Origin of the sequence: Streptomyces sp. KL116D (genome assembly GCF_030766975.1) — a bacterium.
Classification (GTDB): Bacteria; Actinomycetota; Actinomycetes; order Streptomycetales; family Streptomycetaceae; genus Streptomyces; species Streptomyces longispororuber_A.
Map to the genome: position 1 here is coordinate 1 of NZ_JASERH010000136.1, position 25,234 is coordinate 25,234.

21 protein-coding genes are annotated in these 25,234 nt (G+C 70.1%); 10 read left to right on the top strand and 11 right to left on the bottom strand.

Annotation, left to right across the window (positions count from 1 at the left end; genetic code table 11):
- Nucleotides 1–807: 807 nt before the first annotated feature.
- The 3 genes from RBJ77_RS48480 to RBJ77_RS48490 form a co-directional block, all read right to left on the bottom strand.
- A complete protein-coding gene (locus RBJ77_RS48480) occupies nt 808–999 on the bottom strand; it encodes a hypothetical protein (protein ID WP_372350797.1) in 192 nt (63 codons plus the stop codon).
- A gap of 312 nt (nt 1,000–1,311) precedes the next feature.
- Nucleotides 1,312–2,403 (bottom strand): hypothetical protein, encoded by a 1,092-nt coding sequence (locus tag RBJ77_RS48485; RefSeq protein WP_372350798.1) that lies wholly within the window; start codon nt 2,401–2,403, stop codon nt 1,312–1,314.
- A 403-nt stretch (nt 2,404–2,806) separates the two neighbouring features.
- The gene (locus RBJ77_RS48490; protein WP_372350799.1) at nt 2,807–4,039 is read right to left on the bottom strand and encodes a hypothetical protein; all 1,233 of its coding nucleotides are present in this window, start codon (nt 4,037–4,039) and stop codon (nt 2,807–2,809) included.
- A gap of 320 nt (nt 4,040–4,359) precedes the next feature.
- Here RBJ77_RS48490 and RBJ77_RS48495 point away from each other — a divergent pair, with 320 nt between their 5' ends.
- The 3 genes from RBJ77_RS48495 (at nt 4,360) to RBJ77_RS48505 (ending at nt 6,306) form a co-directional block, all read left to right on the top strand.
- Complete coding sequence (locus tag RBJ77_RS48495; RefSeq protein WP_372350800.1) at nt 4,360–4,869, top strand: hypothetical protein; 510 nt, start codon at nt 4,360–4,362, stop codon at nt 4,867–4,869.
- Between the two features lie 402 nt (nt 4,870–5,271).
- Complete coding sequence (locus tag RBJ77_RS48500; protein ID WP_372350801.1) at nt 5,272–5,754, top strand: peptidoglycan-binding protein; 483 nt, start codon at nt 5,272–5,274, stop codon at nt 5,752–5,754.
- A gap of 159 nt (nt 5,755–5,913) precedes the next feature.
- Nucleotides 5,914–6,306, top strand: coding sequence for a hypothetical protein (locus tag RBJ77_RS48505; protein ID WP_372350802.1), 393 nt, complete (start codon nt 5,914–5,916; stop codon nt 6,304–6,306).
- A 252-nt stretch (nt 6,307–6,558) separates the two neighbouring features.
- Here the strand turns inward: RBJ77_RS48505 and RBJ77_RS48510 are convergent, their stop codons facing one another.
- Nucleotides 6,559–6,981 carry a hypothetical protein gene (locus RBJ77_RS48510; protein ID WP_372350803.1) on the bottom strand — a complete coding sequence of 141 codons (423 nt, stop codon included), beginning with the start codon at nt 6,979–6,981 and terminating at the stop codon, nt 6,559–6,561.
- The gene (locus RBJ77_RS48515; RefSeq protein WP_372350804.1) at nt 6,978–7,295 is read right to left on the bottom strand and encodes a hypothetical protein; all 318 of its coding nucleotides are present in this window, start codon (nt 7,293–7,295) and stop codon (nt 6,978–6,980) included. Before RBJ77_RS48515 ends, RBJ77_RS48510 begins: the two co-directional genes overlap by 4 nt.
- Before the next feature lie 482 nt (nt 7,296–7,777).
- Here RBJ77_RS48515 and RBJ77_RS48520 point away from each other — a divergent pair, with 482 nt between their 5' ends.
- The gene (locus RBJ77_RS48520; RefSeq protein ID WP_372350805.1) at nt 7,778–8,089 is read left to right on the top strand and encodes a hypothetical protein; all 312 of its coding nucleotides are present in this window, start codon (nt 7,778–7,780) and stop codon (nt 8,087–8,089) included.
- A 174-nt stretch (nt 8,090–8,263) separates the two neighbouring features.
- Here RBJ77_RS48520 and RBJ77_RS48525 read toward each other — a convergent pair whose 3' ends face one another.
- Nucleotides 8,264–9,580, bottom strand: a complete 1,317-nt coding sequence (locus RBJ77_RS48525) for an XRE family transcriptional regulator (RefSeq protein ID WP_372350806.1) — start codon at nt 9,578–9,580, stop codon at nt 8,264–8,266.
- 289 nt (nt 9,581–9,869) lie between these two features.
- Here RBJ77_RS48525 and RBJ77_RS48530 point away from each other — a divergent pair, with 289 nt between their 5' ends.
- The 5 genes from RBJ77_RS48530 (at nt 9,870) to RBJ77_RS48550 (ending at nt 16,072) form a co-directional block, all read left to right on the top strand.
- On the top strand, nt 9,870–11,105 hold the full coding sequence (locus RBJ77_RS48530; protein WP_372350807.1) for a cytochrome P450: 1,236 nt from the start codon (nt 9,870–9,872) through the stop codon (nt 11,103–11,105).
- An 86-nt stretch (nt 11,106–11,191) separates the two neighbouring features.
- Complete coding sequence (locus RBJ77_RS48535; RefSeq protein WP_372350808.1) at nt 11,192–12,601, top strand: hypothetical protein; 1,410 nt, start codon at nt 11,192–11,194, stop codon at nt 12,599–12,601.
- 14 nt (nt 12,602–12,615) lie between these two features.
- Nucleotides 12,616–13,602: an aspartyl/asparaginyl beta-hydroxylase domain-containing protein gene (locus tag RBJ77_RS48540; protein WP_372350809.1), complete on the top strand. Its 987-nt coding sequence runs from the start codon at nt 12,616–12,618 to the stop codon at nt 13,600–13,602.
- Between the two features lie 41 nt (nt 13,603–13,643).
- The gene (locus RBJ77_RS48545; RefSeq protein ID WP_372350810.1) at nt 13,644–14,792 is read left to right on the top strand and encodes a glycine amidinotransferase; all 1,149 of its coding nucleotides are present in this window, start codon (nt 13,644–13,646) and stop codon (nt 14,790–14,792) included.
- A complete protein-coding gene (locus RBJ77_RS48550) occupies nt 14,789–16,072 on the top strand; it encodes an ATP-grasp domain-containing protein (protein ID WP_372350811.1) in 1,284 nt (427 codons plus the stop codon). Before RBJ77_RS48545 ends, RBJ77_RS48550 begins: the two co-directional genes overlap by 4 nt.
- Here RBJ77_RS48550 and RBJ77_RS48555 read toward each other — a convergent pair.
- The 4 genes from RBJ77_RS48555 to RBJ77_RS48570 all read right to left on the bottom strand — a co-directional run bounded on the left by RBJ77_RS48555 (nt 16,033) and on the right by RBJ77_RS48570 (nt 18,596).
- A complete protein-coding gene (locus RBJ77_RS48555) occupies nt 16,033–17,016 on the bottom strand; it encodes a phosphotransferase family protein (protein WP_372350812.1) in 984 nt (327 codons plus the stop codon). The two genes, RBJ77_RS48550 and RBJ77_RS48555, sit on opposite strands and share 40 nt — an antisense overlap.
- A gap of 129 nt (nt 17,017–17,145) precedes the next feature.
- Nucleotides 17,146–17,532 carry a peptidase inhibitor family I36 protein gene (locus RBJ77_RS48560; RefSeq protein ID WP_372350813.1) on the bottom strand — a complete coding sequence of 129 codons (387 nt, stop codon included), beginning with the start codon at nt 17,530–17,532 and terminating at the stop codon, nt 17,146–17,148.
- 221 nt (nt 17,533–17,753) lie between these two features.
- On the bottom strand, nt 17,754–18,209 hold the full coding sequence (locus RBJ77_RS48565) for a hypothetical protein (protein ID WP_372350814.1): 456 nt from the start codon (nt 18,207–18,209) through the stop codon (nt 17,754–17,756).
- A gap of 189 nt (nt 18,210–18,398) precedes the next feature.
- The gene (locus tag RBJ77_RS48570; RefSeq protein ID WP_372350815.1) at nt 18,399–18,596 is read right to left on the bottom strand and encodes a DUF6417 family protein; all 198 of its coding nucleotides are present in this window, start codon (nt 18,594–18,596) and stop codon (nt 18,399–18,401) included.
- A 124-nt stretch (nt 18,597–18,720) separates the two neighbouring features.
- Here RBJ77_RS48570 and RBJ77_RS48575 point away from each other — a divergent pair, with 124 nt between their 5' ends.
- A complete protein-coding gene (locus RBJ77_RS48575) occupies nt 18,721–20,136 on the top strand; it encodes a TfuA-like protein (protein ID WP_372350816.1) in 1,416 nt (471 codons plus the stop codon).
- Here the strand turns inward: RBJ77_RS48575 and RBJ77_RS48580 are convergent.
- Complete coding sequence (locus tag RBJ77_RS48580; RefSeq protein ID WP_372350817.1) at nt 20,058–21,386, bottom strand: MFS transporter; 1,329 nt, start codon at nt 21,384–21,386, stop codon at nt 20,058–20,060. The two genes, RBJ77_RS48575 and RBJ77_RS48580, sit on opposite strands and share 79 nt — an antisense overlap.
- Between the last annotated feature and the right edge of the window lie 3,848 nt (nt 21,387–25,234).

Below are 25,234 nucleotides of genomic sequence, written 5' to 3' on the forward strand. Positions count from 1 at the left end.
GCGTAGAGGATCTTGAGGTGGTCGGCGTCGTTGGCGGGCCAGTCGAGAAGGCGGAACTGTCCGTCGGTGCGGATGAGCAGCGCGAAGCCGGTCGGGATACGGGTGTTGGGCATGGCTTTCTCCATGGGTTTGGGGTGTGTCTTTGGTGTCGTGGGGCTTTGCCACAAGCCTTACCGACGAGATAAATGTACCGAACTTTCGCGATGCGCGAGGGGGTTTCGAGAGATTGCTGCGACGTGTTTTTGCAGGCCAGAGCTGGTTTCGCAAGGCGGGTAGGGGCGCAGCGTGGGGTGTGTCGGGGCCCTGCGGCGCGTAGCGCTGTGGGCAAGGAGTCCGGCAGCGCGGAGCGAGTGAGCGGGGCGCGGAGCGGCCCGGGAACGTCTGCCGGTCTCCGCAGTGCGTGAGAGCGCGGAGCGCTCGGTCCGGCGGCCGCGGAGCGGCCGGCGGCACGCGGCCAGGCCGGTGCAGCGCGGAGCGCTGCGCCTGCCGCCCGGCACACACCGCGCTGCGCCCCCACCCGCCCGGTGAAAGAGGGGTGGTGCGCCCCGGTGCGGGCCGCAGACGGCCGACGGTGGTGCGCCCAGTGCTGCGCCTCGGTGTCCGGGGTCTTGGCGTGCGTCGGCCCACTGGTACGGGGGTGGCCAGCGGGCCGATGGCTTCCTGCTCGCACGCTGTCGCGGGCGGCGTGCAGGGTTCGCGTGGGCGCTGTGTCCTGCGCCGGCGTCCGTGGCCGGCGCCCGGGGCAGGGTCCTGGAGCTCATCGGCTGGTGGCCGACGAACTCCAGGACCCTGCCCGGTTCATCGCTTCTACTGGTCGTCCTGAGGGCCTTCCTGGACGGGGTCGGTGAGGGTGAAGCTGTCGCGGGTTCGGGACAGAACGCGGTCGTAGGTGCGCTTGCGGTCGTCCATGCCGCCTCCCCCGCCGTCCAAGGTCAGGGTCTTGGCGTTGGCGCGCTTGACGGGGTAGAGGCGCGTCAATTTCCGCAGGTCACATGGCATTTGGGGTGGGTGAGGGCGCTCGGCGGCCGCACGGTCGGAGCCCGGCACCGCGCCGTAGACGCGGAGCGCGGGACGGGTCACGCGGCCAGGGCGGGGGCGGCGCGGAGCGGCGACCCCGCCCGTCCGGCGGGGCGCTCGGCGAGCGCCCTCACCCGCCCCGCCGCTGCGCCTAGGCTCAAGGCCGGACATGCCCCGACCGTCAGCGGCAGGCGGAAGCCGCGGAAGCCGCGGAAGCCACCGTGGACACAGCGCTGGGGCTGTCGCGGGTCGACGTACGGGCGTGAGGCAGGCGGCCGGCGTGCGCAGGTCCGTCTATTCGGCGGGGCGGTGATGCACCGGCTGGTGGCTTCGGTGCCGGCCGTCGTGCAGGGCCTCCACCACGTCCTGAGCCGAGGCCTGCAGCTGCCCGCTCAGGTAGAGGATCCCCTCGCCCTGCGGGGGCGTGCCCGTCTCCCGGCCCAGCGGGTGCCGGCGGTTCGTCGCGGTGCGCCAGCCCCACCGTTCGTCCCACACCAGCGCCGCCGCCGGGGCGTTGAAGGACAGCGCCACCCCCGCGGCGACCGCATCGTCCGCCACATGCACGACGACGACCTCCTGCGGCTCGGCCAGGCCCTCGCCGGCGAGGTGGTCGGCCACCTGCTGGACATAGGGCCGGGCGGCGCGGGCGCGCAGTTCGGTGACCGCGAAGGCGATGGCGGCCCGATGCACGAGGGTGGGGTATCCCAGCTCGCGCGCCGCCTGTTCCAGGTCTTCGGGCGGCACCGTCGCCGGGCTGGCGCTGAAGTAGTCGGCGATACGCGCCCCGCGCAGATGCGAGAGCGTGCGAGTGGCGGTCACCTTGGACAGGCCCAGCTCCTCTATCACCGTCTTCGCGGTGACGGCCGGGTCCTGGTCCAGGAGCTCACCGATGCGCAGCGCGATCTCGTCACGGGGCACCATGTCGCCGCTGCCGCGCGGTCGTCCGCGCCCCGCGGCCGGCGCACCGCGGCCATCGCGCAGGGCGGCCACCACACGGCGCGGGCAGTGCTCCACCCCCTTGACCTTGACCAGATGGGGGGCGATCCGCGGATCACTGCGGTAGCTGTCCCACGTCCTGGCCGACACCCCCAGCAGCCCGGCGCACTCACTGCGGTCCAGCAGGTCCTGGTCGCCCTCGCCCTCCGGCAGCGCCGGGACCGGCCGGCCCGCGTAGAAGGCGGCGGTCTGCTCGCCGTCCCACAACAGCACCCGTGCACCCGGCGAACTGACCGGCTCGGGATGCCCTTCGGCCGCGTACACCTTCTGCCGGGCAAACGTGCTCGCCTTCAGACCGGTATAGGGGAACGCGGCCTGCGCCAACTCCTCCCGCGTCTGCACCCATTTCTCACGGCCGGCCCGGATCACACGGACCTCCCCGCCCGACATGCTCCCGCCACCAGCACAGACAACTCCCCAGCCCGATCCTCGAGGACGCCGGCCACACCACACCAGCGAAAGAAAAGTACCGGACTTCCACGACGAACAACAAGGAAACCCCGGCCACGCCGCCACGCGCCGCTACACTCGATCCCAGCACACGGCGCAGGGTCTCCTTGCCTGGGTGTGTCTTTGGTGAGGCCGGCGCCCTTGCCACCCCGCCCCGGCGGGATTGGGCGCCGGCCACTTTCATGGGCCAAGCCACGCTGAGGGGCCTTCACCGCGTCGCCGAGCGCGGCCTTGTCCCGGGGTGCCGGCCGCAGCAGCCTCAGCAGCCGGGTTCATTGATCATCGATCGGATGGTTCGAGGAGAGTGCTCGGGCCGCGCGCCCAGGGAAGATGCGGGGCGGGGTCAGCGCCGCGGGGTGGGTGCGGACAGGACGAACGGGATGAAGGCGAGGCGAATCTCGCGGCTGGCGTCGTTCGCCGGCTCGAACACGAAGTCGTGCCGCTCGTTGTCCTGCGGGGAAAGTGCGCGCTTGCACTGGGGGTGCTTGCTGATGCGCTGTGCGGCCTTGCGAATGATCTCGCTGGGATTGCCTTCCCTGATGAACAGCAGGAAGGCGCCCTTGGTATCGCGCCAGACGAGGTAGCGCAGGAGCTGTTCGTCCAGGGCCTCGGTGACGGCTTTGGGGCCGCTCCAGATCTTGCACTCGGCGATGAAGATGTTCCGGCCGTCCGCGCGGACAAGAATGTCGGTCTTCCCGTTCCCGTTGAACACCTCGCCCGCGGCCTGGCCCTCGAACGTCGCGTTGAGGCCGATCAGGATCTGGTTGCGGATGTCCTCCTCGCCCAACTTGGCCACGGTGGTGGGGTTGCGCTCCAGGCCGTCACGGATGTGCCTGATGGCGCGAAGGACGTCCTCGAAGTCGTCCATCGCGAGCGTCGGCTCGGGCGTGTAGGGCCCCGCCGCTTCCGGGCGGGGCCGGGAGACGATCTTGCGGCGGCTGACCGGGGCCGCATGAAGCGTCGGGCCCTCCCGCCGGCGGACGGGAAAGCCGAGACTCGACTCCATGTTCCGGTCGGACAAAAGTTTCGCTCGGCGCTCCTGGACGAGCCGGTCGGCGACGGACCGGAGCTGCTCGTTGTGCGGCGTGATCTGGGCCCTGGCCGTGGCGAGGTGCTTGTCGATGTCGTCGAGCTCCGAGTCGAAGTGCCGGCGGGCGGCGTCGCCGGCCCCGCTCTCCCCCGACCACCGGACGTGTACCTCCCCCTCTTTCACCTGGACGTTGTCCCACGAGCGGAGCGTGTAGGTACTGGGCCGGAGCCGGAAAACCCGCGCTTCCCCCTGGAACGGTACGACGATGGTCATCACGGTCGCCTGGCGCGGGAAGGCCCGTCCGGCGATGTCATGGACCGTCACGGTGCTCTCGGAGACGGGGAGCTGGTGGATGTTGTCCCGGTCAAGCTGCGGACAGACCACCGAGTACTGCTCGACCAGGTAGTCGATGACATCGTTCACGGGCATCCGCAGGAGCTCATCCGCACCCCAGCCAAGGACTGCGTTGCGCAGGCCAGCCATCTCACCCAGTAGGGCCTCGCGGAGCTCCTGCTGCCCGAACAGGCCCACCCGCGCGAAGGACATATCTCTCATGTACTCATTGTGCAAGCTGGCACTGACACTCCGTTAGCGAACCGGGACGCGGGCGTCCGCCACGGAGCGCCGCCGGGGTCCGGCCCAGAACGCCGCGCGACGCTCATGTCCCCCTGGTACTGGGATACTTGAACCGGCGACAATGGAGGTCGGCCGTAGCACGCTGGCGGCCGCCGGCTTCGCCGCCTCATCCCCGTGACGGCGAAGCCGGGCGCATCGCCCCGCCACGCCCAGCGCATCCCGCCGGCTCCAGCGTCGGCGAGGGCGCGCATTCACGGGACGCGGCGTTCGATCACGTCTACGGTGAACTCATGGACGGGGAACGGTGGTTGGCGGCGTGCCACACCGATCCCAGTGCTATCCGCGCCCAGTGGGCCACCGCCCCGCACCTTGCCTCGATCCCGGCCGGAATCCGCTTCGATGTCCTGCGGCTGCTGCAGCCACTGGCCCTGAATGTCCTGTGGGAACTGGGCGACGTCGCCGACAAGACGCCCGTCCTCGAGGAGCACTGCCCACCCCGCCCCGTCCTCTACCTCCTCGCCGAACCCGGCACCGCTGCTGCCTGGCCACCCGACGCGCACAGCACCTGGCTCACCACCGGCCACATCCTTACCTGCCCCTCACCGGACGCGGACGCCATCGCCGGTGTGCAGCGCCACGCGTTCTTGTGGCGCACCCCGCCCGACGGCATCCGCCAGCCCGCAGCCACCGACCTGCTGCTCACCGCGTACAGGCACGCGCGTGACCCCGAGCGCCAGGCCGCCCGAATCCGCGCTGCCCGCTCCGTGTTCTGGGGCACCCAACGCGCTCGCCACACCTGACACTCCAAACTGCCCAAGAGCCTGCAGCTGCACGCGGCGGGCATCCGCAGCGACCAGCTGGTCGTCGACGCCAGTCGGATTGATGCGGCCGGTCTCGAGCAGGCACAGCGCTTCCGTGACGAATCACCGGGCCGGTGTGCAGGGCGTAGGGGCGTCGGCGGGCGTGTGCGGGCAAGCGGAGCAGGCGCGTCCTCCCCAGTGGGCTGGGCTTTTCAGGCGTCCCCGAACTCCCTGGCCCGCCCAAGGTCACGTCGGCAACACTCGGTTCACGGACAGCGTCGTCGAGGGCGCTGGCGCGCAGCGTGTGCGACAACAACGGGGAGGAAGCATATGAAGACTCGCGGGAGACGTCATGGGATCGCCACAGTGGTGGTGAGTGCCGCTGTGACAGGAGCGCTGGCCTTGAGCGCATCACCTGCGTCCGCGAAGCGGTCAGACGGCTGGGTGCGCGGCTACGACCAGTACTCCGACGACTGGGACGACGAAGGTCCCATGCAGTTCTTCCCCGTCAACAAGTCGAACGCGGTCTGCCTGTGGCAGAAGATCCTGTACGCCGAAGGAGCGCTGCAGGCAGACGGAACGAAGTTCCCGGAGAGCAGGGTGACCGGGAGTTTCACCACCTACACCATGCAAGCCACCAAGAACTTGCAGAAGCGGTGGGGCCTGGCCGTCGACGGGGAAGTGGGGCCTGCCACCTTCGGCCGGGCCGCGGATGAACTCATCAAACGTGACGGCAGCACCGCCCGCGGGAAGACGCTCTATCTCGACTACATGGGCGACCGGTACGGACTGAAGATCCGCCGGAACACCGAGGGCAAGTACCTCTTCATCGACAAAAGCGGCACCTGGCGGCAGGCAGGCTACGACTACCTCACCTGCTCCTGACACCAGCAACACCCTTCACCGCGTCCGCCGACAGGCGCCCGGCACACCAGGCTGGGTCCTCGTGGTGCCGACGGCTCACCACCACAGGCGTGCAGCGCCCTCTCCCACCAGCCGTCTTGCTCTCTGCCGTTCCCAACACTGCTCGTCAGGGGAATCACTATGCGTAACTTCAAGAAGAAGGCCTTGTCCGCTGTACTCGGCGGTGTCATGGCCGGCGGACTCCTTCTCGCGGGAGGGTCACCGGCAGCCGCAGCCTCCTGCAGCCTCACGCCCGGCAATGTGCTGAAGACCGGAGCATCCACTGGAGATTCCTGGGTCACCGGCTACGGTGCCTGGACCGGCAGCGGCTGCGGCTACATGACGATCAAGATTCAGCGCAAGGTCCTGGGGATCTGGTACACCGCGAACAGCGACGGCTGGGACGCCAGCGGCGACAGCTCCGGCAACGTCTACCTGCCGACCACGTGCAGTGGCACTCACACCTGGCGGGTGTGGCTGGACGGCGAGCACACCGACAGCAGGACCGGCCCCACCAAGTCGATCACCTGCTAGCCCTCCGACCACACAGGTCCACCAGATTGCGCTCTGGTCCGGGCGATGTGGTGAACGCGGAACGCTTCACCGTGCTGCGTCCAGCGCTCCGCAAAGTCAGTCCGAGCACCACGGCGCCGCGGGGCGGAGTCCCCGAGGAGCATCAGTTGCCATGTGACGGGACGTTCGGAGATGGGTCTGGATCCTTTGAAGTGACAGCCACCCCCTCGAGTATGTAGCGAAGAGCCCTTTGATCACAGGGAGTTGGTCTGGTCAGCGCCCGGACAGGTGTGTCCCCCCGAGAGGGCCTGTACTCATCGAGGATTCACGACGACGCCGAATGAGGGCAGCGCCCGGCATGGCAAGGGCAGTACCGAAGGCGATCCAGAACACGAGCTTGCCGGTCGGCCCGTTGACCGTCCGCAATTCCCCGTCATCGTGCAGGCAGAACGAGTCGGGCGGGAAGTACCGCGAGATCGGAGTGCCGATGCTGTGGCACGGCGATGTCTCAGGAAACAGGTCCGGTTGCGCACGCCGCGAGAGCATCCCGCCGACGGCCACCGCCAGCCATCCGGCCAGCAAGAACACAGTCAGCATCCAGGCAGAGACCTTCGCTCGTCGCCCCAGGAACCAAACGACACCTGTCGGCACGACAAACACAGTGACCACAACGGACAGCAGGAGCAGTGCCTTCATGGCTCGATTACAGCATCGGCCACCGGTGAGCCTCGGCCCAGGGTCTGCCCCACCAACAGGGAGACGATCTTTGAAGTGGCGGTGGCGACCGTGTTGTCGACCAGCGCCAGTCCCAGCGCAATCAACGCCTGGCCTGCCGTTGCCACAATGATCAGGCGACCGCTCTCGACCCGGTCGACGAGCGGCGCGGCCAGCGGTCCGATGACGACAATGGGCACCACACTCGCGATGACCAGCATCGAAGTCACCGTACCCAATGCGCCCTGGTCATGAAGTCGCAGCGTCAGCGCGACCATCGCCATCTGATCACCCATCGCGGACAGCCCATACGTGGCCGCCACCACGGATAAGACGACACTCGGGTTCCGAAGCATCCGCCGATGCTGCCAGCTGCCCCACCACAACCGCCACACCGGCCAAGGGCACACGCCCCCGCTTCTGACCAGAACCCGACTGCGCGAGTGGCCTCCGCCTCGTGGTCAGCCGTCCCTTCCCAGCAATTGCTGAGCCGGCCGTGCCTCAGCCCAGAGCCCCGCCGGCCCTGGCTGTCCCACCAGCCTTGAGTGTTCGGCTCGGGCGAAGGCTGACGCGTAGGATCTCGGTCCCACCGGCTCTGTGTCACCGCCCTGCTGCTCCTCGCAGGCGGCCACCATGACCACATTGGTTTGGTCAACTGGCGGCGCCGTGCTGGGGCGTGACCATGCGTGCTGGCATCTAGGCTGCGCCCAGGGACGCCGCTCACGGCAAGGCCATGACCGGCAGCCAGTGGCGGCCGACCATACGAAGGATGGTGCACATGACCGAGACGCAAGAGGAGATCGTCACCTTCCTGCGGCATACCTACGCCGAGCAACTACGCCTGGCCCACGACCTCGGCTTCGCTCTCACCACCGCCAGGGAAGACCTCGGCATTCCTGAAGGCGAGGCTGCGGCACAAGCACGCAGCTCGATGCATGCTGCCCAAACCCGTGCCCGCTTCCTGGAGGAGACAGTCGTCGCCTATCTGGGGACGGCCGGGCCGACAGGGCAGATCGCAGATCAGCAGCTTCGTCTGCTCGCCTTGGAGTTCATGGATTGCCGCGGCTACGACTCAGCCTGGATGTCCTGACGATCTGGCGCTGACATCAAGCGCCCCTCCTCAAAATCACAGCCGGCCGCCGACGCAGTGCGGCACGGCCGGGTGCCCAGACGTCGTTCGTCCGCGGCCCCCAACGCCTGGTCGTCCTTCCCTGCGCGACTGGCCGTGCGCCGTCGGCACCTCAGCCCCGCCATCGACGGCTGGTTAGACGGCTCGGAGCCGGTCCAGGAGTACATTCACGCCGGTCACGCCGGCATGGGCGGACAGTCCTGGCGCCAGGTCTTTGATCATCGTCACGCAGCGGGGGGCGTTGATCCGAGTGGCCAGGTCCAGGGAGTGCGTCGCGGTGGCTGCGGCGATCTCCGGTTCTCCGTCCTGCAGATAGGTCTCGGCCTGGTAGGTCAGGAACACGGCGCGGGTCTTGGAGCGGGCTTCGGGCAGCAGGGTGATGCCCTCGTCCATGAGTTGATGGGCCTGTCGGCGCTGGCCGAGTTCGGCCAGGCAGCGTCCGCCGTCGGCGGCGAGGTCGGCGTGCGACATCCACTCACACCAGACCGGCGGTGGGTCGTATGACGGGGCGTCGAGTGCCTTCTCTGCGGCGGTGAGGGCCTGGCGGCACTGGCCGGCCTCGTCGAGTGCGGCAAGAGCGCGGGCCTGGCGCAGGTGGAGCAGCGAGCGGGCGGTGGGGTGCTGGGTTCGGGGGATGGCGTGTTCGAGGATCGCCGCTGCGGTGCGCGCGTCTTTGAGCCAGAGCATCTGGTAGGCGAGGTCGGACAGGATGCCCGCGCCGAGGTCGCGCTGTCCGGCGGTGTGGGCGTTGTGCAGGGCGGCGTGCCAGAAGCGGCCGGCGGAGGCATGACGGTGTTCGTCGAACTTCTGCCAGGCGATGGCCTGGGAGAGGGATGCGGCCAGGGTGTGGAGGCGCTGTTCGACGGGGCGTGTGTAGCGGCCTTCGCTGATGATGTCGGTGACCGTGGTCAGATGCTCGCCCAGCAGGTGGCGGGTGCGTTTGCGGCGCTGGGTGGCCAGGCGGATCAGGTCGGCGCCGGTGGTCTCCAGCCAGTCGAGCAGTTCGGTGTCGACCGCGAGGCGGGCAGTCCAGCGGGGCGACGGTCCGGGTTCGGTTATCGCCCACTGGTGAGCGAAGGCGGCGAGGGCGCCGCTGGTGTAGGCGATGAACGACCGGCGGTCCAGGGAGGTCATCAGGGCCTCTCGGAGGGAGGGGACGGCATTGTGCGGGCCAAGGGGCAGCGGCTTGTCCTGGCCGGGGAGCCAGTTGGGCCAGCCGAGATGGGCGATGGCCGCATAGTCGATGCCGAAGACCTCGGCGATGAGCGGCTGGGATTCTTCCTCGTCGGGGGTGGTCCGGCCGGTCTCCCACTTGGAGATCCGTGATCCTCTGGTGCCCGATCGCAGGCCGCGGCGGGCGGCGGCCTGCCGGATGCGGCGGGCCAGTTCCTCTTGCGACCATCCGCGCTCGTTTCTGGCGTAGGCGAGGGGGTGGCGGATCTCGTCGTCCACCCGTCCATTGCACCACCCGCGTCAGCTGCGGGAGAGCCGTTCGGGCAAGCCGGGGATAGGGCGGGGATAGGCCCTCGCCCTAGGCGCGAGGGCCTGCGGGGGCTGTACTCGTCGTGGTCCCGCCCGGCGCCGCCACCGGCCGGTCGGATCAGGTGAAGACCGGTGTCCGCACCGTCTTCAGGCCCGCCGCCAGGGGATCGCACGCGCTCCTCGTCGGTGGGCGGGATGTCTGCGCCGCCGTCGATGCACAGGGAGGGGGCTGCCATGTCGTACGACCACTGAGCCCGGAGTGCTGGGGCGGGTCCGCGCGGCGGGCCCGCCCTGGTCCGTCCGTTTCTGGAAGGGATGCGCGATGTCATCTGCCACCGACCTGTATGACCCGCTGGACGCGCAGGTCCTGCGTGACCCGTACCCGGTGCTGGCCGAACTACGGCGCACAACGCCGGTGTTCTGGCACGAGGGAATGGGCTCGTGGGCGCTCACTCGGCACGCCGACTGTGTGCGGGTGCTGCGCGACCACGCCCTGTTCGCCCGCGATCCGCGCCGCACCGGGGGGAGCGTCGCTGAGCCGTCGTTGAGTGTGCAGACCCTTGACCCGCCGCAGCAGAGCCGCGTGCGCTCGCTGTTCATGACGGCGCTGCGGGCTCAGGACCTCGGGGCCGTTGAAGAGCGCGCCCGCCGCCTGGTGGCCGGCCGGCTCGGTGTACTGGCTGCAGGAGGCAGGGAGTTCGATGTGGTCGCGGATCTCGCGGTGCCCCTGTCCGTAGCCGTTGTCGCGGACCTGCTCGGCGTCGAGCCGCCGCCCTATGCCGAGTTCGCCGAGGTCTCGGACGCCATCATGCGGAGCATGGACGGCGAGCTGGACCCCTCGCTCGTGGAGCCGGGGCGGATCGCCCGGCAGAAGCTGAGCGACCTGGTCGACGGGTGGTTCGCCGCCTCGTCCCGGCCTGGCCTGCTCGATCACGTCCGCCAGGCCGCCGGGCCGGATGCCGATTCGCTCGCCCGGCTGTACGTGAGGAACACCGCGCGGGTGATGTTCCAGGGCGGCTACAGCACGATGGCGGCCGCCGTCGGGAACACGGTGGCTGTCCTCCTCGACCGCCCCGATGCTCTGGAGCAGATGCGTGATCCGGCGCGGCTGGCCACCGGTGTGGACGAACTGGTGCGCTTCGACGGGCCGGTGCAGGGCACCACCCGCGTGGCGGTGCGCGCGTGCCGGATCGGTGGGGTCGACGTCGCTGCAGGGCAGAAGGTGGTGGCGCTGTTCGCGGCGGCCAACCGCGATCCGGATGCCTTCCCCGGTGCGGACCGGCTGGTGCTGGAGCGCACACCGAATGCGCACCTCGGCTTCGGGTGGGGGCCGCACGCCTGCATCGGTACAACCGTCGCCCAGGCGGGCCTGCGCGCCCTGGTCACGGCTCTCGCCTCCTGCCCGGCGCAGCTGGTCGCCGCCGGCGAGGGTGTGCGGCGCCGTACGGCGACCATGCGGGCGTATCAGACGCTGCCCGCGCGCCTTCACCGCTGACCCGTCCTCGGCGACGCCGCCCGCCGCTCGGATACCGCCGCCGTGTCTTCCCTCTTCTCTCTTCCCTCTGCGTCAGGAGATCCGCCGTGCGCATCCTCATCGGCAACCACATCGACCCGTCCATTCGGGCACGCGGCGACATGCGGGCCTGGACACAGCGCTTGTTCTGGTTCGCCCGCCCCGGTGACCTGCTCGTCTTGTGCTGTGAGCCCGACGACGCATTTCTCGACTACGCCCTGGCCCACACCGGTGTGCAGCGCAGCGAGCTGACCGTCCTGGTGACGCCCGCCGGAGCGTGGGGCGACAAGCTCCTCGACCCGGCCTCCCTCACCGACCCCGGCTTTGTGAAGGCGGTGCGGGGCATGCTCGACACGGCGGGCGGACCGGGGGCGGTGAGCGAGGTGTTCGCGCTGTGGCCGTCCGCGTCCGTCGCCCATTTCGCCGCCGCCTGCGGCATCGAGGACCGGTTTCCCGGCGCCGCGTTCTTCGCCCAGGGCGGCGGGGAGATCGGCAACAACAAGGCGAACTTCCGGGCCCTGGCGGCCGCCGCCGGGGTGCCGATCCTACCCGGCCGCGTCTGCCGCAGCCGCACCGAGGCCATCGCCGCAACCGGGGAACTGCTGACGTCACCGGGCAGCGGCGCAGTCGTGGTCAAGCAGGCCCACAACGGCGCCGGCGTCGGCAACCAACTCCTCGTACGCGACCCGCAGCTGGCGGTGGACCATGTCGGGGCCCGCCATCTGCACCACCTGGCGCCCGGCGTGAACAGCATCACCGCGTACTGGGACCAGCGCTGGTCGTGGGCGAGCGGAGATGGCCGGTGGCCGGTCGTCATCGAGGCCTTCGCGCGGGATGCGGACGCGGTGTACTCCGAGTACTACGCCGCCGACACCGGCAGCGAACCGACCGAGATGGGCCGCCTGCTCTACGTCGGCCGGCGCCTGAGCCACCAGGTCGTCCCCCTCGACGGCGTGCGCGAGACGGTGCGGGCGGCGCTGCTGGACGGGGGCACCCGGCTGGCCGAGGCATACCGGGCCATCGGCTACCGCGGGCACCTGAGCGCGGACGCCCTCGTGCTGCCCGACCAGTCCGTGGTGTTCACGGAGGTCAACGCGCAGGTCTCCGGGTCGCTGCACATCTACCAGCAGATCGCCCGCCACGTCGTCGATGTCGCCGCCGCCCCGCGCCGCCAGGTGGTCGAGTACCACGTGCCGCCCACCTGGACCGTGCCCGACTTCGCCACGTTCCGCACCGTGCTGGACGAGACGGGCCTGACCTACAACCCGGCCACCCGGACCGGGGTGATCGTGTCGATGCCCGCCATCCCCCTCACCGACGGGGCGCCGGTCCAGTTCGTGTTCTGCATCGCCTACGACCCCGCCACCGGCTACGACGACGCGTTCGCCCGGCTCGCCAAGCGCTTCCAGACCCTGCCCGCCGGCGCCGTCGACGCCAGCGAGCACGTCGGCCACACGACCGTGTCCTTCTCCTCCTGACCGAAGGCCCTGCCATGACCACCAGCACGACGGCGGCCGCCGAGGCGGCCCAGCTCACCCCCGCCTTCGACCTCGACGCCGACCGGCTCGCCGCCGAACTCGCGGCCGTCACCTCCCACACCTGGAACGTGCAGCGCACCCACACCTGTGGCGGGCAGGTCGGCCAGCCCGCCCCGATCGACTGGCGCGTCCTGCCGCTGCGCAGTCTCGGCGGCGACGCGGACCGCACCGACCCGGGCGGCCCCGGCCCCCAGCCGTTCGCCCCAACCCGCTGGCTGAAGCAACTGCCCTACCTCGCCCGCCTCCTGGACCAGGTCCCCGCCCCGCTCAACGCCGTCCGGCTGATGGCGCTGGGGCCCGGCGCCGCCTCCACCCCGCACTGCGATCCCAAGTACCGGCTCGACCGCGGCCTCACCCGCCTGCACATCCCCATCGTCACCACACCGGACGCGGTACTCGTCCTGGACGGCGTCGACCACCGCTGGCAGCCGGGCACCCTGTGGTACGGCGACTTCTCCCGCGAGCACCTGGTCCGCAACACCAGCCGCGCGGTCACCCGCGTCCACGTCGTCATCGACGCCCTCCTCACCGCCGAACTCGCCAGCTGGTTCCCCGCCTCCTGGCACGAGCTGCTCGCCCGCGGGGAGGTCCTGCTCAACCGGCCCACCCCGGCCACCGCGCCCGCCTGGCCCACCGCGCTGCCCTACAACGTTCTCCTGCCCAGCGGGTTCGCGGACTTCGACGCAGCTGCACCGCTGGACGGCTCCCTCCTGCCCGCCCACCTCGACCACGCCGACGGCGAGGGTGACGGTCTCGCCCTGACCGTCGCCGGACGCTCCTTCGCGCTTCTCCCGGCCGGCGACAGCGGCGAGTGGCGATTCTCCGGCTGGAGCGAACAGCGCACCCTGCAGCCCGGCCCCGACGGCGGCCTGCTGCTGCGGGTCCGGCGCGGCCGCGCGCTCGCCGACCGGCACGTCCCCGCCGCACCCCCTGCGCCCTGATCTCTGGTCCCGCCCGCCCATCTGGAAGGAACCGTCCCGCCATGCGCCTGCACAGCCACGACGACTTCACCCCGCTCAAAGAGATCATCGTCGGGTCCGCGGAGAACTACCTCGGCCACGACCGCGACGTCTCCTTCGAGCTGTTCCACCACGAGAACATCAGCGGCTTCCGCTCGGACTGGGCCTATCCCCGGCTCGCGCACAGCGGCACCGGCGCCCGCGGGCAGAACTGGGCCGTCAAGCAGCGCTACGCCGAGGAGCTGCACGAGGACGTCGAGAACCTGGCCGCGACCCTCACCGGCCTCGGAGTCACCGTGCACCGGCCGCTGGTGCTGCCGCCCGACGCAGCCCGCATCGCGGGCCTGGGCTGGGAAGCGGCACCCACCCCCGCACTGAACATCCGCGACAACACCCTCATCGTCGGGGACCAGATCATCGAGACGCCGCCAGCGATCCGCTCGCGGTACCTGGAGACCCAACTCCTGCACCACGTCTTCCGCGCCTACCAGAGGGCCGGGGCCCGATGGACTGTCATGCCGCGCCCCACCCTCACCGACAGCTCGTTCGACCTGTCCTACACCCGCGATGCCGCCACCACCCTGGGCGGCCCGACCGAGCCGATCGCCGACCCGCAGCCCAGCCCCTACGACATCGGTCTGGAGATGATCCTCGACGGCGCCCAGGTGCTGCGCCTGGGCCGTGACCTCGTCGTCAACGTCGCCCAGCACAACCACGAACAAGGCCTCCACTGGCTTCAGCGCCACCTCGGCCACGACCACCGCGTGCACCGGGTGTGGCGGATGGCGGACAACCACATCGACTCAATGATCCTCGCCCTCAAGCCGGGAGTGTTCCTGGCCCGACACAACGGCATCCGCGACCTGATGCCCCAACCGCTGCGCTCCTGGCGCTACATCGTGCCGCCCGAACCCGATGCAGGCGCCTTCCCCGTCTACGGCGACGACGACCTCGTTCTCACCAGCCCCTACATCGACCTCAACGTCCTGTCCGTCGACGAGCACACCGTGCTCGTCAACGAGGACTGCACCGGCCTGGCCAAGACGCTGGAAGCCGAGAGCTTCGACGTGGTGCCCGTCCGCCACCGGCACCGGCGGCTGTTCGGCGGCGGGTTCCACTGCTTCACCCTGGACACCTGCCGGGACGGCGACCTCGTGGACTACCTGTCATGACCGGCACCACCGTGCTCCTGCTGGACGCGGCGGGCCCGGAATCCGCCGCGCTCGCCCGCGCGGCGGCCGCCCGCGGGCACCAGGTCCACGCCGCCACCGCGGCAGAGAGACCAGCGCCGGCGCCCAACCTGGCCGGGCGGGTCGTCACCGACTTCGCCCGGCCCGACCGGGCCGTGGAGGACATCACCGCGTACGCACGACGCCGCGGCGTCGAAGCTGTCCTCACCGCCAACGAGTACCTGACCGAGACCGCGGCGCTCGTGTGTGCCGAGCTCGGCCTGCCCGGCAACGATCCGCACCTCGCACACGCGGCCCGCGACAAAGCGGCGATGGCGAGCGTGCTCACCGCGGCCGGCGTGCACGTCCCCTGCACCCGACTCGTCCACGACGACGCCGAACTGCACGACGCACTCACAGACCCGGTCGTCGGCTCCCCTTGCGTGATCAAGCCGATCGGCGGGGCGGGCTCGGCCGGGGTCACCGTGGTCACCTCACCGGCGCAAGCCGCCGCGGCCGCCGACACCGCCCGCGAGGCGCGCAGCCGGTACGACCGCGGCGCAACCGGCGTCCTGGTCCAGGCGTACGCCGCCGGCGCCGAGTACAGCGTCGAATCGGTCACTCAGGAGGGCGTCACTACGCACCTGGCCGTCACGCGGAAGGCGGTGACCGGCGGCGTGCGCCGCGTGGAGACCGGGCACAGCCTGCCCGCACGGGTGCCCCCGGCCACCGAGACAGCGCTCCACCGGCAGGTGGGCGCGGCGATCCGGGCGGTCGGCATCCGCCACGGAGCCTCCCACACCGAGGTCGTCATCGCCCCCGACGGCCGGTGCACAGTCCTGGAGATTGCCGCCCGGCTCGGCGCCGGGCACATCGGCATCCTGCTCCAACACGCCCTGGGTATCGACATCTTCGCTGCCCTGGTCGATGTCGCACTGGGCCGTCCGGCCGCGCTCGCCCCCACCGCCCATGGCCACGCCACCGTCCGCTTCGTCACCGCCCCATGCGCCGGACGTCTCACTTCCGTGGCCGGGTTCCCCAAGCCGGGGCCGGGGGTGCCGTTCGTGCGCTGGCGTGCCGCGATCGGCAGCCCGGTGAAGGCGGCCGGCGTCAACGCCGACCGGCTGGGCGCCTTCGTCGTCACCGGCCCGGACGCAGCCGAGGTGGAACAGCGGGCCGAGCTGCTCGCCCGGCAGATCCACGTCCGCGTCGATGCGGCAACGCCCGAGCTGTGCGAGCCTGATCAGCTCAACTCGGCGAGCAGGCCGGACATCGCCCCGTAGCTGTCGTCGACCGCGTCCGCCTTCCCCAGCCGGTACCGCTCCAGCCGGATCGCGCCCAGATGCCGCGCCTCGTAGATCCGCGCCCTCCACACCGCCGCCGCAGAGCCATCCAGTAGCCCGTAGGACTCCCAGAACGCGGTCCGCTCATCGGTCTTGGCCCGCGCCATCCGGATCGTCCAATCCGCCTCCGGCGCCCCGAAAATGCAGCGGTCGAAGTCCAGCACACCGCTGATGGTCGGCACGTCGGCATCCCGGTCGAGCAGCGCGTTCACCGTCCACAGGTCGCCCGTCAGAAGGTGCGGTTCGGTGACCTCGTCCAGCACCGCCCGGTCATGCGCGGCCACGGCAGCGATCTTGCGCACGTCTGCCGAGTCCAGGCCCACCCCGTCCAGGTCCGCGGCAATGTCGTCCAGCGAGGCGATCACCGCCTCGCTCCACGTGGCGTAGCCCGGCCCGGCCACCGGCCCGAATTGCGGTCCCCGCACATCGTGCACGGCACGGGTAATCGAACCCAGCTGCCGGAAGAAACCTGTCCAAGAAGTGCGCGGGTAGGTGCCCAGATGCTGTGGAGCCGGGACACCGTCCAGGCACGTCTGGATCATCCAGTCCCGGCCGATCACATCATGCGACCAGTCCACCGTGATCACCTGTGGCATCAGGGGCGAAATCGCTGCCAGCCACGGCACGCTCGCAAACTCGTTCCGCATCAAGTGGCGCTCGCTGCGGAACTGCCGTCCCTCCTCCGGAGCGACCCGCAAGATCACCGGCTGCTCTCGGCCCGCCAGCGCCACACGGTAGACGTTGTTGTACATGCCGGTGCCCAGCTCAACAGCGGACACCACCACATCGCCGCCAAAGGCCCGCCCGCAGACAGCTTCGACCTCCGCAGCAGACAACGACTGCTGGAACGCCCCCGAGACCCGCTCGACCGGTCGGAAATCCATGAGACGCATCCTGCCCTACCTCGGCCCCAGCGCCATGCGAATCCGGCCGGAGTGAGCAGACCTCCGGCGTCCGTCGACGCGAAGGGGCCGCATTGCAAGCCGCGTGGCAGGGCGGGCTGATTCCGCGGATCAGGTGCAGTTGACCCACTTGTTGGAGAGGATCTTGATTTCGTGTCCGACTCCGGCGCCCTTGCCTCCGCGCTTCACGGTCCCAAGGTAGTTGGTGTAGTTCTTGCCGCCGTACAGGTTCACGTCGCAGCTTCTGCCGTTGTTGAAGTCTGACCTTGCGTGGACAAAGACCGTGTACCGCGACAGGTCCGTGTTGTTGCCCTCGACCTTCTGCATCTGTGCCGTGTAGTTCTCACCGGCCCACACACAGAACCAGCCCGGCGGGCAGTCAGATGCGGCTGTCGCGGAGAAGCTCTCGGCATGGGCCGAGCTGGTGAACGCGGTGCCCGCGAGCACGAGGGCCGCGATGCCGCCGCCGATCCGCTTGGCGCTGGCCTTGATGATCATGATGTGTTTCCCCCTGTGCTGATGGTGTTCAAAGCATCGGCAGTCAATGACGTACTCGCAGACGCGTCACCACCCAGACGCCACCACAGTCCACCGTGAGGCACCGATGCCTCGGCGGCGGGAGCAGGCGCGATCTACGGTCACGACCTCATGCTGGAGCGGCGCGGCCGTTGGCTGCCGCCTCACCCGGGTGACGCTGGGTGGTGGGCATACGTCCTGTCCTAGAAGGCGGCGTAGCCGCCGGAGTAGCCGCTGGTGCGGAACCGGAACCGGAACAGGACGCCGTCCTTGACGTCGCTGGCCACCACCACCCAGGTGCTCGCCGTGGTGGTGGTGTAGTTGGCCTGGCAGTAGTTGAGGCTGTAGTCGCTCTTGTAGAAGCACACCTTGACGTCGCGGCTCATGCCGGAGTCGATGTTGATGTCCGCGCACCGACTGGTCGTCTTGTAGAAGGCCGGCGTGTCCGGCAGGTAGTAGTCCCCCGAATCCTTGTGATAGACGACGTGATCCCCGTAGCAGCTGGCAGCTTTCGCTGTGGCCGCGCTGCCGCTCACACCGGTGACACGCACGCCGCCGTCGGACACCCCCGCCGACGCTGGCGACACGCCCAGCCCCACGGCGGCGAAGGCCACCGCCACGGTCAAAGCCACGCCCGCATTCTTCTTGCCAACAGCCATCCAGATTCCCCCTCAACTAGATCGTGCGGAGCACTGGAAGTCACCCCTGCGCTCCGCCTTCTGCACGAGCATCGCCAACCAGGCGAGCTGACAGCCAGACCTTTCACCCCTACCTAAAAGGCCGAGTTCAGGCACCTGAACGAGAGGATCCGGATCTGCACAGGACTGTCCCCCGCCTCGACGCGATCGTCAGTTCTCGGACGGGATCCGGCTGACGAGCTCCTGGGCGAACCAGCCAGCTTCCTCGCTCAATTCGTCCGGGCCCTCCTGGGCGATCAGCTGGAGCAGGCGCAGCAGGTCGTGTGCTTCCTCGAGGGTGAGCAGTTCCAGGCGGCGAGCCACGGCCGCTGCCTGGGCGGGGACCAGGTGATGAATGTCTGACGTCATGCCCAGGTAACGACCCCCGCCGGCGCAGGAATCCCCGCGCCGGCGGGTGAACACCCGCACGGACGCACCAGCGCGCTGGCACGTCGCGGCTGACGAGCTCTCCTTCTGCGTCCCGAACACGCCGATGGCCACTCCCCATGCGTGGAGTTGTGGCCGGCCGACAGCGGCGCGTCCTCCTTGGAGTGACGTTGCTGGGAGTGGACCCACCATCAGCCCCGCCGAGATTCGCGCCCTGCTGCCCGAGGCTGAGGTCCATCCGCCGGTCGTACATGGCGACCTGCTGCGCCTTGGCCTGTTCCCAGGCGACCGGGTCCTGATCATCGACGGGCTGTGGCACCAGAGCGCCCCGGTACGGCACAAGGAGATCCTCCTGCTCCTGGCCCACGGCGTGGCCGTGTTCGGGGCCGCGAGCATGGGCGCGCTGCGCGCCGCCGAGCTGGCACCGTACGGCATGGTCGGCATCGGCGAGGTCTTCCGCGCATTCCGGGACGGCGACTTGGACGGCGACGACGAAGTCGCCGTGCTCCAAGGCACGGACGGCCGGCCGCTGACTCTGGCACTGGTCGACGTGCGCGTCATGCTGCGCACAGCCGCCGAGTCCGGTCGCATCACCCAGGGCCAGGCCCGAGCGCTCACCGAGCTCGCGGCCGCGCTGCCGTATGCGCGCCGCAGCCGGACCGCGCTCGGCCAGGCCGCAGAAGACCACCAGCTGGGCGCGGCGCTCGAGGCCGCACAGGCACGGTGCGGGCGGCCGTACAGCCAAAAGCACGAGGACGCCGTGCATGCCCTGAGGCTGCTGGCCACGGGCGCCGCCGCAGCCAATGGCCGGCCGGCATGGGCCACGGAGCCGTGGGAGACCTCCTTCGTCCGGGCCTGGCGGGCACAGTACGAGCCGACCGGATCACGACTGCCGTTCCTCGCCCTCCTGCAGCACCAACAGCTCTACAACCCCGGCTTCCCGGCCCGGTGGCGCACTCACGTCCTCACCCGGCTCCTGAACACGGACCCAACAACCCTGACCGGCAGTGCCGTTGAGGCATGGGCGGCGGACCGCGGCCTGGCCGTCAGCGACCTGTCCGAAGAGCAGCTGGCGTACTGGCTCACACCGGACGAGCTCGCCTGCCCGGATCCGCATACGCAGCTCACCTTCCTTCTTGTACGGTCAGCGCGACTGAACGATGCCTGGCCGATCCTGCCCATCTCGCCCCAGGATGCGGGCCACCTCTTCGACCCGAAGCGGAACACCGAGCAGGCCGTGCGCGAGGCGCTGGAGATCAACGCCGCGCACCAGACCACCCACCCGCAGCAGACACTGGCGCACCTCAACGCTGAGCGGATGGCGGCCCATCTACGGCGCACCTGGGAGCTGCCGCCAGGCAGTAGCCCGCGTGGTGACGATGCCGCCGCACGCGACCGCGGCCTGCGCAGTTTCCCGGCCGCGGTCGAGATCTGCCGGAGCTTCTACCTCGGCGCGCTCACCAGGGCGCCCTCGGAATCGGCGGTGGCAGCGGCCGGCGCGAGCGCCAGCACGCGGACCTGACGCAGCACCAGCGGAAGGACCGCGGCGGCCACGATCACCACCGCCCCGGCAGCGAGGGTGGAGCGGACTCCGATGGTCGCGCTGAGCCGTCCGGCGATCAGATAGCCGACCGGTACAGGCAGCAGCTGGCCGAGAGTGGAGTAGGACGTGACCCGGCCCAGCCGCTCCTTGGGGATGCGCTCCTGCACCAAGCCGGCCCACACCGTCATGCTCAAGGCCAGGCCTGTCCCGGCAACACAGGTGGCCGCGGCCACCACGAGAAGCGGCCCCTTCAACGCCATCGCGGCCAGCGGCAGGGCCATGGTGCCGGTGCCCAGACAGACCACGATGCCTACCCTGCGGGCCGTCGTCAGCAGCGCGACGGCCGCGCCGAGGACCAGACCGCCGGAGAAGGCAGAGGCGACGACACCCCAGGCGCCGGCGCCTTTGAGGAACTCCTTGCCGTAGACCGGCCCCAGCAGCTGGAAACCGACAAGCCACGCCGGGACCACGACCGCGCCCTGGATGACCATGACCCACAGCCAGCGGCGCCCCCAGAAATCGGCCCAGCCCTCGCGCAGGTCCGCGACCACACCCGTCCTCACCTTGGCGCGGGCCGGGGGCAGGGCGATGCACGCGCACAGGACGGCCGCGACCGCGAAGGTCGCAGCGTCCCAAGCGATCACCCACGAGGTCCCGACAGCGGCGACGAGGACGCCGCCGACAGCCGGCCCGCCGATCTTCACGAGGTTCTGGCTCAGCTTGAGCAGCGCATTGGCCTGCCGGCGCATCGTGGCCGGGACGACCTCGACGACGATGCCGCCGGCGGCGGGCCCGAAGAACGCGGACGCGGCGCCGCACAGGGCCGACATCACCACCAGGTGCCACACCTCGGCGCGCCCGGCCCACAGCAGGAGAGCAGCGACGCCCTCGACGACGGCCGAGATGATGTTCGTCCACACCATGACCTGGTCGCGGGAGAACCGGTCGGCAACCACGCCCCCGATGAGCAGGAGAAGGATCTGCGGGATCACGCCGGCTGCGAGCACGAGGCTCAGGCCGGCCGGCCCGCCGCCCAGGCGCAGAACCGCGAAGGCGAGTGCGATCGGTGCGACGGCCGAGCCGGTCCACGAGCACATACGGGCCGCGTAGTGCAGACGGAACGGCCGCACCGCCAGGGGTGCGCAGGCCTCGCGCAGCCGGACCTTCAGCGATATGCGGGGCGTCGGGGCTGATGGTTCGGTCCGCCCTGGCATCCACGAGAAACGCATGATCGACTCCGCCCAGGAACCACGAAACCCGGCACCAGACGGCACCAGACGGCACCGGGACAGCGGCCCACCCTAGGACACCATGAAGATCACCTTGCCCGTTCGCCACATCCCGGCCGGGCCCCGGCGACGACGCGGTGAGCGATACCGGACACAGAACCCTTGCACCAGGCGCGCCATGGCGTCCCCGGCCGCCCCCCGACGGCCGGTGCACGGTCCTGGAGATCACCGCCCGGCCCGGCCGCCGACCACATCGGCGTCCCGCTCCAACATCCCCCGGGCATCGACGCCTTCGCAGCCCTGACCGCTGTCGCGCTGGACCGTCCGCCCGCGCTCGACCCGACCGTCCACGGCCACGCCACGGTCCGCTTCGTCACCGCCCCGTGCACCGGACGTCGCACCTCAGTGGCCGGGTTCCCCAAGGCGGGACCAAGGGTGCGGCGGAAAGGAATCATGTAGCGGCGGGTCAGGCCCTGCAGCCACCATGCCCGCCAGCACGGCGTCCCACCGGCCGAGCACACCCGGCTCCGATCCCCTCCCGCGCACGCCTGTGGACCTGCCGCCTGCTCTATCCCTGTTCTTTCCTTTCCTTTCTGTCTGCTGGGCCGGAGGGTGCGTGGGAGGGGTTGTCGGCACACCCGGTACACCCTCATTAGGTGCCCTGAGCTGCACCTTCTCCATGCCCGGCGCACAGAGGTGCGGTAGGGCATACGGCACCGCTGACGGACCCTCCCCGACGCCGCACCCGCCGACCACCCACTTGCCCGTGGGGCGACCGGACAGGCCAACCACCCACACGCCCGTCGGACAACCGGACAGACCCTCACCGGCACACGCCGCAGCCAACGTCCGGCCTCGACTTCGGCTTCAACCTCGGCTTCGGCTTCGGCTTCTGGGCGGAACCCCTCCGAGTCCGGGCAATCCGCCAGGGACATCGGCAGGTGCGATGGCATGAACGCATCGGGGCATCCAACACCACTGCCCATCAGCCGAGTTGGGGACACGCCCGGCAGCACGCAGCAGCACCACCGATGCCGTCCGGATCACGGCGGCACCAGGGCGCGCCGCAGCCGGACCCACGCCCCACGTCACAGCAAAACGGCAGCAGACGACGGCGCCCGCGGTCCACGTCAACGATGGGGTGAGGCGACGGCGTACCCGGCGCCTGAGTCAGAGACTGCGGGCTGCCGCGCGCCGCATTCGCGCACGTCTCACGCCCACGGGCCACGCTCCCCAGCCGGGCCAGCGTCGTCCCGATCACCGGAAACGGCGTCTCGCAGCCTCCCGACCAGGTTCGCTGACGACACCGGCTCCGGGCCAGCACACTCTTCTCACTGCGACCGGACGGGACCAGCGCGACCACCGGCCCCACGCCCTCAGGCGCGTACCAGCGGCTGCGCCACCACACTCCTGGCCCTGCTTGTCGCGGCGCTCGAGGAACAGCTGGTCGCGGCGGATCTTGTCCACCACGCGCTCGGGACCATCGTGGAGCGGTCGACCTCCACGAACAGCAGCGGGAGACGATGCTCGGGAGCGGCCAGGACAAGATCGGCCTGCACCGAGCCGCGGCCCGGACGGCTTCCGTGCCGGTGACCGGCAGGCCGACCTCCTCCGTACTCTCATCGCCTCCAACGCAGGCCCGCCGGCCGGGCCTCGACGACCGCCCGCTCCACCCGGCCCAGCCGCTCCAGATCGGGCCTTCCGGGCTGGCGGCTGCAGCTGCCAGCACGGTGGCGTTCACGTCCATGGCGTGCGCGGCGCCGTGAGTGGCCGCACCGCGGGCGATCGCATCTCAGCGGCCGCCGCAACACCTCGCGCAGCCGCCTCCAGACCGGCCAGACGTCAGACCCACAACTTATTGTGCCTGCTGATCGGCTCACTCGGACACCAGCAACTCCACGATGCGTCAGATCCAGGCGCAGGCATTGCGATGGGCCTTGGTCCGACGGCCGCGCGTGCGGCACCGGATGCCGCACCAGTCAGACTGCGGACGCGCCGGGCTCCTGCACCTGCTCCGCCGTCGCCGCGCTTCAACACGCCAAAACCCGCAGCACATCCTCACGCAACGCACCGTCGCCATACGGCCACCACGCGCTCTTCACCACCCACCACTCCCCTGAACGATCACCCCGCCCACCAAACAGTCTGTCACCGATCGACCCCTCAAAGCGTTCGAACCAGACCACAGACCCGGCCACGGCGCACCGCCGACTGACCCAACACCTCCACCACAGACAGCAGCAGTTACGCAGGAACGTGCGCAGTAGACGGGATCGAGAGGTGCGCAATGGAGTCGCACATTGGTGAGTGCGGCGCAGCAGACCGGGTCGAGTGAGTGCAATGCAGCAAGCGCGCAGGTCTCTCTCCTGCGCTGGCTGCCAGGCACCGGCGCCTGCCGGTACCCAGCAGACCGCCCGACGCCGGACGCGTCCTCCCGCAGCTAGCCCCCACACCCCGAACGCCGCAGCACCGGGCACGCGCTGCCCCGGGGCCCGAAAACGCGTACCGAAACGCGCACCGGCAGGGGTACCAGCCAGGTCACCTCCTGCCGCACAGGGACATGCGAATTCACCCCACCCGTGATCACCCAGCACCGGTACACGTTCTGCTGCGCACCAGCACCGACCGGTACGCGTCTCGACCCCACCCTCAAACGCGTGCCACTGCCCCGCGGACGACCGGTACACGAGTCCCCAAGACCGTGCGCAAACCGGATGAACGCCGAGCACTAAGCAATCGGCGACACCCGCCGACAGCCGAGTGGCACCAGACCGCAGCACCCACCCGAACGTGGCGTCCCACCGACGACGACAGCTCCGGCGCAAACCGCCGATGCCGCCTCACAGAAGGCGACTCCCCACAGGCCACCTCGACCTGCAACACGGCATCGAGCAGGCCACCACCACCGGGCTCGCCCGCATCACCACCGTTCTACCGGCCCGACGCCGCGTCCTTGTGGGCACCTTCCCACAAGCACGGGGAGCACAACGAGGGCCGGGTCCTGCATCGGCAGGAAGAGGGGACCATCCCCGCGGGCGCAGGGAGCACTCTTCGTGACCTGCATTATTGCTCGACCACGGCTCCGCTCAGGACACTTTCACTGACTCCGACATTAGGGACATCGTGACGACGGATGGTCACCTTCCATCGAAACGTCGGCGTTGGCGGCCTTGCTCCAGCCCTTCTTCGGCTCGAAGGGGATCGAGTCAGCATCTCGCTCCGGCCGGTGGATGAGGGCAGGCCCTGGTGATCGATGGGTGCCAGGCGTGGTCGTGGGCCTCACAGCTAAAACCCTGCTCGTTGGTGGTGGTGTTAGTAGTGAGCTGAGCACGCCCCGCCTTTGACCCGCGTTCCGACTCCACTTCGGAGGATCCGCACCCACTACCTTTGCAGGCAACGTGGTCGCGGGGATGGCAAGGTACTCGATCTATCGACGCCTGGCTGAGCCGTCGTTGAGGCGCAGCAGCCCTCCCACGCGTCGGCGTCCCCGGCGTCGACAGCGCTCTGATAGAGCTCGGTCGCGCGCGGACGTCACCGTGGCCTCATAGATCCGAGCGAGGGCACTCCAGGCGTACACGTCGCCCAGGTCGATGGCGGCTGGCAGTCGCGCGCGCTCGGCCGCTTCGGGAGTCGCCACGCTGCTCGCGCACGCGCGGCCAGCAGCTGTCCAGAGCACCGACACCGCCTGCCTCGGCGCCTCGGGCCAGCGCACGCTCGCTGCCGCCGCGGTCGTCCGCGCGCTCGCGCACGCATGGGCAAGTGACTGCCCACGCCTCGGCGTCACCGCTTCGCCGGCAGCCTCGGCTGCGGCATCGCTCTGGCGCGCGCGCTGCGGTCGCGCGCAGCTT